General features: G+C 45.2%; 1 protein-coding gene. It reads right to left on the reverse strand.

The genetic code is table 11. The features are described from left to right. Positions 1–208 precede the first annotated feature (208 nt). The gene (locus G588_RS21035; RefSeq protein ID WP_022780143.1) at positions 209–2,377 is read right to left on the reverse strand and encodes an alpha-L-rhamnosidase-related protein; all 2,169 of its coding nucleotides are present in this window, start codon (positions 2,375–2,377) and stop codon (positions 209–211) included. Positions 2,378–2,560: the final 183 nt, after the last annotated feature.

A 2,560-nucleotide genomic window follows, 5' to 3' on the forward strand; every position in this document is an offset into this window, starting at 1 on the left:
TCCTGCTGCATAGCTTCTTTTTCGAGTTTCTTTGCTTCTTCCTTCTTCTCTTCTTTCTTCTTTTCGGCAGCTTCTTTGGCTTCTTCCTCGCGTTCCTTCTGCTCTTTCTCAAGTCTCTTTTCAGCTTTCTTTTGTTCAGCCTTCTTCTCTTTTTTTCATTTTCTCACTATAAATAGCATCTCTAAAGTTTTTGGCAAGAGCTTTTGGATCATAATCTGTATTCCCCACCGGTGAGGATGAATCGCGCGTAACCGTCCAAAACGGTAAATTCAAGCTCCGTATTTTTGGGCAGCTCGTTGTTTATTAGCGGCAGATATACTTCAGCGGTAGTGTTTTCGGGTATTTTGACACGCATTTCTATTGCCGCGCCAGCGTCTATTTCAAGCACAATAGCTCCGGCAACCGACGGAACGGTGCATTTTATATGCTTCAGCCGGCCCAAATATGGCTTTATTTCAAAGCGTCTGTACGCCGTTTCAAGCGGACGGATGCCAGCTATATACTTTGACATCGTAATAAGCGGACCACCCGACCATGCATGATTTAATGTTCCTTCCCTGTTCCAGTATTCCCAGAGCGTGGAGTAGTCAAATTCGACCATTTCCTTATAACGCTTTTTTATGCGGTCTACAGCCTCATTAATATGTCCCATTTTGCACAGCGCATCAAGCACATACTTTTCCATATACGGGCTCGCATTCTCGGTCGTGAGTATTATTTTTAATATATCGCTGTATTTATCCTTATCCGCCAGTCCTGACAGAACGGCAAGCGCGTTTGCCCGGTCATCGGGTGCGCCGTTTTCGGTATTGTCATAGTAATGACCGTCCTTCCAAAACATAAGGTCAAAATTTGCCCTTATGCTTTCAAGGCGATCATCATACAGCGGAAGGTCAGAGCTGTATCCGAGCAGCTCCGTCATGCTGCGGCAGGCAGTGAGCGCCATATAGTACCATGCGTTTTCCATAGGAACGATATCGGCATTGTCGCCCCAGTCCGGCCAGTCCCAGCTGCCGGTTTTATGTTCTACAAGACCGTTCTTCATAGCATAGCTTAAAAGATAGTCTTTTGACATATTGTATGCACGCTCGGGTACTGTTTTATCACCCGTATATTCATAGTAATACCAAAAGCCCCATATTCCCGCGAGGTTTTGCAGAGGCAGCTCAAACTGATCCTTTCCTGACGGAACCACCGTGAGCATATAGCCACTATCCTCCGCCCAGCCCGCCATTGCATCCACACCCTTCTTGTAGAGCAAAAGAGCCTTTTCGTCAAGGGAGTACATCATCATCTGCATTTCTACATTGACATCTCCCCACCACTGCGCACGTTCTCTGTCGGGGCAGTCCATAAAGTTGTCGCGCATAGTAATATAAAGCGTGCGGAGCGATTTCTGCCATAGCTTGTTTAAAAATTCATCATCACACTCAAAGTTGCCTGCAAATTCCGTGTCATAGCCCGTTTCGCGGTATTTCAGCTCATGCACCGTAACACCTGCAGGAATGCTGTAATACATTTTTTCACCGTTTATCCAGCCTGGCGATTCGTATTCCTGCTCTCCATTTTTTGTATAATAAACTGCCATAACGCTTTGCGTATCGTATAAGGTATCGAAATAATTATCAGCCTTGATATCTATTCGTTTCCCCTCAGGGGCTGTGACCTTCAGATACGGAGTTATCTGCGCGTTATACGGCAAACGCATTTCAAGCACAGTGTCCTTTGTGGCAGTAAACCCTGTATAATCGGCGCTGTTTATGTAGTCCTCAATACCGTAGTCCTTAAACTGCGGAATGATACGCTTTCTTAGCTCGCCCCACGCATCCGTGCCAGCGTTGCCGACAACATCGGCATTATCCCAATCGCTTGTATCGAACGATGGCATATACCATTCTCCCAAAGCCCTTGATGCGTCATAATATATGTTTGATTCCGGAAGCCTGAAATTCGCCTTGAGGTCATTTTCGTCCGCCACAACATACGCGGGATCCTTCATGATTTTCCACGAGCTGTCCGACGATACGATCATGCCGTCAATATCCGCTTCAAACAGCAGTCCGCCCATACCGCTTGAATAGTGAGAAAAGCCTTGCTGACCGAAATGCCACACAAGCACGGCAATCGTATTTTCACCATCACTAAGATGCCTTGTAATATCCACCTCATCATAATATGTAGAGTTCCTTGACGGCCCGCGCTTGATGCCGCCCTCGATTACGACCATTTCACCGTTTATATAGAGCCAATACTTTGAATCGGCAGCTATCTGCGCTATAGCCCTTTCCGGTGCGCCTTCAAGCGTGAATCTCTTTACAAGATCCATCCATGTGTTTTCACCGTTTTTGCCCTGTTTCCATATCCATTTTGCGTTCATCTTTTAATGTCCTCCCAAGTAGCATCATACTTCTCCTGTTATCTCTTTAGCAAGTTCCAATAATGCCACGTGTCATGGCTGTTATAAAAGTAATGTCCATATAATGGTGTAAATTTATAAATTAATATTAAAAGAGCCAAAGGCTCACCTTTAGGTATAATTAAATCACCACAATCAAATTAA

Source organism: Butyrivibrio sp. AE3009 (assembly GCF_000420845.1).
Taxonomy (GTDB): Bacteria; Bacillota; Clostridia; order Lachnospirales; family Lachnospiraceae; genus Butyrivibrio.